This is a genomic window from Streptomyces sp. NPDC005899 (genome assembly GCF_040629645.1).
GTDB lineage: Bacteria > Actinomycetota > Actinomycetes > Streptomycetales > Streptomycetaceae > Streptomyces.
The window spans coordinates 1-7,648 of sequence record NZ_JBEXWB010000312.1 but is presented as its reverse complement, the minus strand read 5'-3'; the positions used below and the strand labels follow the sequence as shown (position 1 = coordinate 7,648).

The following is a 7,648-nucleotide window of genomic DNA, read 5'->3' as shown; positions in this document are numbered from 1 at the left end:
CGGACCGGTGCCGGACGGCCGGGTCCGGGGGCCGGACCGTGCCGGCACCCCGTCAGGCCGGCGCGGGCACCGGTGGGTAGGGACGCTAGGCGCCCGGGCGCCGGCCATGGCGGCGCCCTGCCGTGGGGACCTCAGAGTGATCGGCGGCCGGGGGACGGCGCAAGCCATTCGTTCCTGGTCGAAGGAGGCCGTAGCACGCTTGTCAGCGGCACGGCCCGCCGTTACGTTCCCGACGTCCCACCGCGCCCCGGCCCGGCGGCACCCCCGGGCCTCTTCCCCCACCTAGGAGCCCTCGTGAGGTTTCTCAGACGTCTTCCCCTCCTGGCCGCGGCGGCCCTCCTGGGCCTGGCCGGGCTCACGGCCTCCCCGGCGCACGCCGCGGAGGCCGGTGCGACGGCCGGACCCGTCTTCAAGGCGCCCTACCCCTGCGGCCAGCGGTGGACGTACAGCCACCACTCGGCGGAGGTGCGGCGCGCCCTGGACTTCGTGCGCTCCGACGGCGGTGCGACGGCGGGCACTCCGGTGCTGGCCTCGGCCGCGGGCAGGGCCACCCGGTACTCGCAGCCCAGCGGTGCGGGCAACTACATAGCCATCGACCACGGCGGCGGCTGGACGACGTACTACTTCCACCTCTCGGCGTACTCCGTGGCGAGCGGGGCGTCGGTCGCACAGGGGCAGCAGATCGGGGTCACCGGCAGCACGGGCAACTCCTCCGGGGCCCACATCCACTACGAGCAGCTGTACAACGGCGTGGGCCAGAACATCGTGATCAACGGTGCCGGCCTGTCCTACCCGGGCAGCTACAACCAGGCCTACCTGACCAGTGACAACGGCTGCGGGGGCAGCGGCTACCCGTTCAGCACCTGGGGCAGCGGGGTCAACGTCCGCGCCGACGCCCGTGCAGCCGCTCCCGTGGTCACCACCCTCGCCGGCCCCACGGCCGTGCGGGTGCTGTGCCAGAAGCAGGGCGACACCGTCAACGCCGAGGGCTACAGCAACAACTGGTGGAGCAAGCTGCGCGACCAGAACGGCTTCGTCAGCAACATCTACATCGACCACCCGGACGCCGTACTGCCCGGTGTTCCGCTCTGCTGAGCGTGACAGCGGCCGCGGTGGTCCGGCGGACGGGTTCCGGCCGGACCACCGCGCGTTCCGGCCGGGTGGCCCCCGGTGCCCAGCCCGTTTTCTGGCATGGCTGCGTCAGGACCTGTGATGCGCGTAGAGTCCCGTCGGGCGGGTGCCGACGAGCGCCTGCGACCACCGGGGGTGCGCTGTGCTACGGGTGGAGTTCACGGGCCAGGAGCTGGCCCGCCTGCGCGTCGCGTCCGGCGTCGACCCCCTCTGGGAGACCGCGCTGAGCCTGCACGTGCTCCAGAACCGGCAGGCGCCCCCCGCGTTCGGGGCGTGGCGGCGCGAAGCGGGCGCGGCCCTGCGGCGGTCCGGTCTCGCCCCCATGACACGCGGCCTGATGCGACTGTGCCCGGACGGCTCGTACTTCCCCGACTTCCTCACGCCCGGACGCGGGGACACGGACTTCGACGCCGGGCTCGACCGGCTGCTCTCCACCCCCCGCCGCCGGCTGCGCGCCGAACTCGCCCGGCTGCACGCGCACACCGGCCGCCCCGCCCCAGCCGGTGCGCGCCGGCTCGCCGACGGCTGCCCCGAGGCGCTGCACCGACTCGGCTCCGCCCTGCGCGCCTACTACCGGGTGGCGGTCGAGCCCTACCTGGCCGTGATGCGCGCCCAGGCGGCGGCCGACCGGGCCGTCCGGGCCGAGGCGGCCCTCACCCACGGGGCGGAGGGCCTGCTCACGGGGTACGACGAACTGCCCGGGTGGCACTACCGGGACCGCAGGCTGCGCGCCCCGTACCCGGTGGACCGTGCACTCGTGCTGCACGGGCGGGCGCTGACGCTCGTCCCCGCCTTCTTCTGCGTGCGCGCCCCGCTCACCCTCGTGGACGAGGAGCTGCCGCTGGTCCTCGTCCACCCCCTCTCGCCCGCGCCCGGCTGGCTGGAACGCCGGCAGCACCGCGGGGACGCCTCCGCGGCACAGCTCATCGGTGCCTCACGCGCCGAGCTGCTGCGGATGCTGGACCACCCGATGAGCACCATGGACATCGCCGCGGCGCTGCGGCTCGCACCCTCCACGGCCAGCCGCCACGCCACCGTGCTCCGGGAGGCGGGACTGCTGCTTTCGCGGCGGCAGGGGGTGCGGGTGCTCCACCACCGGACCCGGCTCGGCCGCGCGGTGCTGGAGGGCGGCCTGCGCTGAACCACCGCTCCGACCCGTCCTGTCCTCGTCCCGTTCTCGTCCGGCACCGTCGAAAGCGAGCGCGGGGCGGTCGGTCGATCGAGGAGTTCCTGGCAGGGCCAGGATGATGTCGGATTTCCGCCAGCCGACCAGCCGTCCGTGCCGGATGCTTGAAGCATGCACACCGACATCGAGCGCTGCGTGCGGGCGGTCCGGTCGAAGGACGCCCGCTTCGACGGCTGGTTCTTCACCGCGGTCCTCACCACCCGGATCTACTGCCGGCCCAGCTGCCCCGTCGTGCCGCCCAAGGCGGTGAACATGACCTTCTACCCCAGCGCGGCCGCCTGCCAGCAGGCCGGGTTCCGGGCGTGCAAGCGGTGCCGTCCCGACACCAGCCCCGGATCCCCGGAGTGGAACGCCCGCGCCGACTCCGTCGCCCGGGCCGTGCGCCTCATCCAGGACGGCGTCGTGGACCGCGAGGGCGTCCCCGGACTCGCCGCGCGACTCGGTTACTCCGCCCGGCAGATCGAGCGCCAGCTCCTCGCCGAACTCGGGGCCGGACCGCTCGCCCTCGCGCGTTCCCAGCGCGCCCGGACCGCACGGGTGCTGATCGAGACCACCGCCCTCCCGATGGCCGAGGTGGCGTTCGCCGCCGGGTTCGCCTCCGTCCGCACCTTCAACGACACGGTCCGTGAGGTCTTCGCCCTCTCCCCCGGGGAGCTGCGCGCCAAGGCGGCACGAGGGCCGGCCGCACCCGCCACCCCGGGGGTCATCGCCCTGCGGCTGCCCTACCGGGCCCCGCTCAACCCCGACAACCTCTTCGGCCACCTCGCCGCGACCGCCGTGCCCGGGGTCGAGGAGTGGCGCGACGGTGCCTACCGCCGCACGCTGTCGCTCCCGCACGGACCCGGCATCGTCTCGCTGTCCCCGCGACCCGGTCACGTCGCCTGCCGTCTCTCCCTCACAGACCCGCGAGACCTCACCCGCGCCATCAGCCGGTGCCGCCGGCTGCTCGACCTGGACGCCGACCCGGTCGCCGTCGACGAACAGTTGGGCTCCGACCCGCTCCTCGCCCCGCTCGTCGAGGCGGGCCCCGGGCGCCGGGTGCCGCGCACGGTCGACGCCGCGGAGTTCGCCGTCCGCGCCGTGCTCGGCCAGCAGGTCTCCACCGCTGCCGCCCGTACCCACGCGGCCCGGCTGGTCACCGCCCACGGCACACCGCTCGACGATCCGGAGGGCGGCCTGACCCACCTCTTCCCCACCCCCGAGGCGCTGGCCGGGCTCGATCCCGAGGCGCTCGCCCTGCCCCGCAGCCGCCGCAGGACCCTCACCACCCTGGTCGCGGCCCTCGCCGACGGGTCGCTGCTTCTGGGGGAAGGCACCGACTGGGAACAGGCCAGGGCGGAGCTGGGCGCGCTGCCGGGCTTCGGACCCTGGACGACGGAGGTGATCGCCATGCGCGGCCTCGGGGACCCGGACGCCTTCCTCCCCACCGATCTCGGCATCCGCCGCGCCGCCGAGCGGCTCGGCCTCCCATCGACCCCGGCCGCGCTCACCGCACGCGCCGCGCGCTGGCGCCCCTGGCGGGCGTACGCCGTGCAGTACCTGTGGGCGGTCGACGACCACCCGATCAACCACCTGCCCGCCCGAGGAGAAGGAGCACCATGACCACCCCGGCCACGACGACCAGGCAGCACACCGTCGTCGACAGCCCGTACGGGGCACTCACCCTGGTGGCCACCGGCGGCGTGCTGTCCGGTCTGTACATGACCGGACAGCGGCACCGCCCACCCGAGGAGGACTTCGGCGCACCGGACGACCGGCCCTTCGCGGAGGCCGTCCGCCAGCTCGGCGCCTACTTCGCGGGCGAGCTGACGGAGTTCGACCTGCCGCTCCACCTGCACGGCACGGCGTTCCAGCGCGAGGTCTGGGCCGGCCTCCGGCGCATCCCGTACGGCGAGACCCGCTCGTACGGTGAACTCGCCGCGGACCTCGGCAAGCCCGGCGCCTCCCGCGCGGTGGGTCTCGCCAACGGGAAGAACCCGGTCGGGATCATCGTCCCCTGCCACCGGGTCATCGGGGCGTCGGGGAGCCTGACCGGATACGGCGGCGGGCTGGAGCGCAAGCGCCGGCTGCTCGCCTTCGAGCGGGGGGCGTCCGACGAGACCCCGGCCCTGTTCTGACCCCGGCGCCGGGGCCGGCGGGCGCCCGGGCCGGGGGAACGGCGGGAGGGCCAGGGGAGGACCCCGGATCAGCCGGTGAAGATCTCGACGACCGACCAGATCGCGAGGGCCAGCATGCACAGGCCGCCGACGCGCTGCACGGTCTTCAGCGGCACCCGCTTGGCGATGAAGCGCCCGGCCAGCAGCGCCAGCGCGGACACGGACATCAGGGCGGCGGCCGCTCCGACGGCTGTCGACCAGGTGCCGTTGCTCGCCGCGAGGTTGGCGGTGGTGATCTGCGTCAGGTCACCCCACTCGCTGATGAAGACCGCCATGAAGGCGGTCGAGTAGACCGGCCAGAAACCGGTCACGGTGCGGATCTCCTGGTCGTCGTCCTCGTCACCGGCACCGGAGCGCAGCAGCATGAACGCCCCGAACGCGAACAGGACGGCCGAGACCAGCTTGACGATCCAGTCCGGCAGCAGGCCGATCAGCCCACCGGCACCCACCGCGATGGCGACGTGCACGACGAACGCGGACGACGTGCCGAACCAGACGTAGAGCGGACGCATACGGGTGCCCATGGCCAGCGAGGCGAACATGGTCTTGTCGGGGAGCTCCGCGAGGAAGATCAGCCCGAAGGCGGTGAGGATCGCCAGGGGGTCGAGATGCATTCCGGGTGGCCTTCTGTGAGAGCCGGGCCCGGGACTTCCGCGAAGCGCCGCTGGGGCTTTCCGGAGGACCACTCGGCCCGGCATGACGGCAGCGCCCGCGGGCGCGGGCGTGTCATACCTGACCGAAGGTCTCGCCCACCCGTGAGGATCCACGGGCCCGGCCACCGGGAACCCGAAGGCTCCAGCGTGTCGACGACCGGTTTTCGGGGCTACTCCCCTTCGCAGCCGTCCACGATACCCCACCTCACCCGCGGGCCGGCGATCGGTAGAGTCTCGGGGTGATCAGCCGTGACACCACCGGGAGTGCCTCCGTATGAGCCGCCGCGCGCGCCGGACCACCGCCGGACCGGGCCCCGCCCGGCCCACCGTCAGCGTCTGCCGGGGCTGCTGCTGCGGCACCCCGAAGATCCCCGGCGTGGACCACGCCGGCCAGCTCGCCACACTGCGGAAGTCCCTCGGCGCAAGCGCCACCGTGCGCGCCGTGGAGTGCCTCGACGCCTGCGAACGGGGCAACGTCATCGTCGTGCAGCCCTCGGCCGAGGGGCGCGCGGCCGGTGGCCGGCCCGTCTGGCTGGGCCTGGTCAACGACCCCCACGCCGTCGAGGACGTCGTCACCTGGGCGCGGGAGGGCGGGCCGGGCCTGGCGGACCCGCCGGACATCCTCGACCTGTACGTCTTCCGCCCTCCCGCCGCGTACAGGCGGAACTGGACCACTGAGAACGCCGGGGGTTCGGTGGTGGCCCCGCGCGGACAGCGGGCCGGGAGGACCGTGCTGACTTTTCCCGCCGCGCCCCATAGGGTCCCGGGCATGGCCAAGGTCACCGTCGCCCTCGACGCGGCACTCGTGGTGGAAGTCATGGTCCTCGCGGGAGTGGGCAGCCCGCAGGACGCCGTCGAACTGGTCGTGCGCGACTACATCGCGCGCGGCCACCGCACCGAGGCACGGGAGGCCGCACGCGACGAAGGACGCCGGGAGGCGGACGCGAGGCCCGAGGACCCGCGGGGCTGATCCGCCGCCCCGGGCGGCACGCGTCCGCCGGACCCCGGGGCGGCCGTCACCGGGCGGCCGGTTCGCCGTCCTCCAGTTCGGCCGTGCCCGCCCCGGAGTCCAGCACCTCCAGCGCCGCGCGCACCCGCGGCCCGAGCGTCCCCAGGAGATACGCGTCGAGGTCGGCGCGCTCGACGAGTTTCCAGGACAGCAGCTCCTCCTCCTGGAGCCGGATCGTCGCCAGCTGCTCCTCGGACAGGACACCGCCGTCGTACAGGTACGCGGCGATCGGCGGGCGGCCCGTGCCGCGCGCCCAGTCGACCGCGAGCAGCCGGCCCGGCTCCAGATCGAGACCGATCTCCTCCGCCGTCTCCCTGCGCGCGGCCTGCCGGGGGCCCTCGCCCGCGTCGGACTCGACCGTGCCGCCGGGCAGGGCCCAGCCCGCGCGGTAGTTCGGCTCGACCAGCAGGACCCGTCCGGTCCCGTCCCGGAACAGCGAGGCGGCCCCGGCCAGGACCCGGGGCAGCCCCGCGATGTAGGTGGCGTAGTCAGTGGTGGTCATGCGTCGCAGCGTACGGGCATCGAGGGCCCGGTCCGGTGGCCATGGGCAGACGGGGGGTGGGCCGGATAGGGTCGGGGCGGCGCGACTGCCTGTTCGAAAGCAAGGGATGCAAGGTGACGGACGGAGCAGTGATGAAGACCGCCCGCGTGCTCGTCGCGGCGGACAAGTTCAAGGGCTCGCTCACGGCCGTGCAGGTCGCGGAGCGGGTGACGGCCGGGCTGCGGCGCGTCGTACCCGGGGTGGAGGTCGAGACCCTGCCCGTCGCGGACGGCGGCGACGGCACGGTCGCGGCGGCGGTGGCCGCCGGCTTCCAGCGCCGTGAGGCGCGGGTGACCGGCCCGCTGGGCGCACCCGTGACGGCCGCCTACGCGGTGCGCGGGACCACGGCCGTGGTGGAGATGGCGGAGGCCTCCGGCCTCCAGCACCTGCCGGCCGGGGAGTTCGCCCCCCTCACGGCGACGACGTACGGTTCCGGTGAACTGCTGGCCGCCGCGCTGGACGCGGGAGCCAGGACGATCGTGTTCGGGGTAGGCGGCAGCGCCACCACCGACGGTGGCGCGGGCATGCTCGCCGCGCTGGGGGCCCGCTTCCTGGACGCGGACGGCAAGCCCGTCGGCCCCGGCGGCGGAAGCCTCGGGGACCTGGCCGAGGCCGACCTGTCGGGGCTCGACCCGCGCGTGGCGGACATCGACCTCGTCCTGGCCAGCGACGTGGACAACCCGCTGACCGGGCCGCAGGGCGCGCCCGAGGTCTACGGGCGGCAGAAGGGCGCGACCGAGGACGACATCGCGCTCCTGGACGCGGCGCTCGCGCACTACGCCTCCGTGCTGGGGCCCGAGTACGCCGAGCTTCCCGGAGCGGGCGCCGCCGGCGGCATCGGCTACGGCGCCCTCGTCGCCCTGGGCGCGCGCTTCCGGCCCGGCATCGAGGTCATGCTCGACGTCCTGGGGTTCGCCCCGGCGCTGGCCCGTGCCACCCTCGTCGTGACGGGGGAGGGCTCGCTCGACGAGC

General features: G+C 74.6%; 8 protein-coding genes. 6 read left to right on the top strand and 2 right to left on the bottom strand.

What is annotated here, in order from left to right:
• Nucleotides 1–294 precede the first annotated feature (294 nt).
• From ABZ371_RS26030 to ABZ371_RS26015, 4 genes are all read left to right on the top strand, one after another.
• Nucleotides 295–1,095, top strand: a complete 801-nt coding sequence (locus ABZ371_RS26030; RefSeq protein ID WP_358683862.1) for a M23 family metallopeptidase — start codon at nucleotides 295–297, stop codon at nucleotides 1,093–1,095.
• 142 nt (nucleotides 1,096–1,237) lie between these two features.
• Nucleotides 1,238–2,272 carry a helix-turn-helix domain-containing protein gene (locus tag ABZ371_RS26025; protein ID WP_358683860.1) on the top strand — a complete coding sequence of 345 codons (1,035 nt, stop codon included), beginning with the start codon at nucleotides 1,238–1,240 and terminating at the stop codon, nucleotides 2,270–2,272.
• A 156-nt stretch (nucleotides 2,273–2,428) separates the two neighbouring features.
• Nucleotides 2,429–3,919 carry an AlkA N-terminal domain-containing protein gene (locus tag ABZ371_RS26020; protein WP_358683858.1) on the top strand — a complete coding sequence of 497 codons (1,491 nt, stop codon included), beginning with the start codon at nucleotides 2,429–2,431 and terminating at the stop codon, nucleotides 3,917–3,919.
• Nucleotides 3,916–4,434, top strand: a complete 519-nt coding sequence (locus ABZ371_RS26015; protein ID WP_358683856.1) for a methylated-DNA--[protein]-cysteine S-methyltransferase — start codon at nucleotides 3,916–3,918, stop codon at nucleotides 4,432–4,434. Before ABZ371_RS26020 ends, ABZ371_RS26015 begins: the two co-directional genes overlap by 4 nt.
• A 68-nt stretch (nucleotides 4,435–4,502) precedes the next feature.
• Here the strand turns inward: ABZ371_RS26015 and ABZ371_RS26010 are convergent, their stop codons facing one another.
• Nucleotides 4,503–5,087 carry a TMEM165/GDT1 family protein gene (locus ABZ371_RS26010; RefSeq protein ID WP_358683854.1) on the bottom strand — a complete coding sequence of 195 codons (585 nt, stop codon included), beginning with the start codon at nucleotides 5,085–5,087 and terminating at the stop codon, nucleotides 4,503–4,505.
• Nucleotides 5,088–5,400: 313 nt separating this feature from the next.
• Here ABZ371_RS26010 and ABZ371_RS26005 point away from each other — a divergent pair, with 313 nt between their 5' ends.
• Nucleotides 5,401–6,096 carry a hypothetical protein gene (locus tag ABZ371_RS26005; RefSeq protein ID WP_358683852.1) on the top strand — a complete coding sequence of 232 codons (696 nt, stop codon included), beginning with the start codon at nucleotides 5,401–5,403 and terminating at the stop codon, nucleotides 6,094–6,096.
• Between the two features lie 46 nt (nucleotides 6,097–6,142).
• On the opposite strand, the gene ABZ371_RS26000 is transcribed toward ABZ371_RS26005, so the two are convergent.
• Nucleotides 6,143–6,637 (bottom strand): NUDIX hydrolase, encoded by a 495-nt coding sequence (locus ABZ371_RS26000; protein ID WP_358683850.1) that lies wholly within the window; start codon nucleotides 6,635–6,637, stop codon nucleotides 6,143–6,145.
• Between the two features lie 131 nt (nucleotides 6,638–6,768).
• Between ABZ371_RS26000 and ABZ371_RS25995 the strand changes: the two genes are divergently transcribed.
• The coding region (locus ABZ371_RS25995; protein WP_358683848.1) for a glycerate kinase at nucleotides 6,769–7,648 on the top strand (880 nt) is incomplete at its 3' end.

What these genes read in the sequence shown, in the direction of transcription:
- ABZ371_RS26020 (WP_358683858.1), top strand. Translation starts at nt 2,429, where the DNA reads ATGCACACCGACATCGAGCGCTGCGTGCGGGCGGTCCGGTCGAAGGAC.
- ABZ371_RS26015 (WP_358683856.1), top strand. Translation starts at nt 3,916, where the DNA reads ATGACCACCCCGGCCACGACGACCAGGCAGCACACCGTCGTCGACAGC.
- ABZ371_RS26010 (WP_358683854.1), bottom strand. Translation starts at nt 5,087, where the DNA reads ATGCATCTCGACCCCCTGGCGATCCTCACCGCCTTCGGGCTGATCTTC.
- ABZ371_RS26005 (WP_358683852.1), top strand. Translation starts at nt 5,401, where the DNA reads ATGAGCCGCCGCGCGCGCCGGACCACCGCCGGACCGGGCCCCGCCCGG.
- ABZ371_RS26000 (WP_358683850.1), bottom strand. Translation starts at nt 6,637, where the DNA reads ATGACCACCACTGACTACGCCACCTACATCGCGGGGCTGCCCCGGGTC.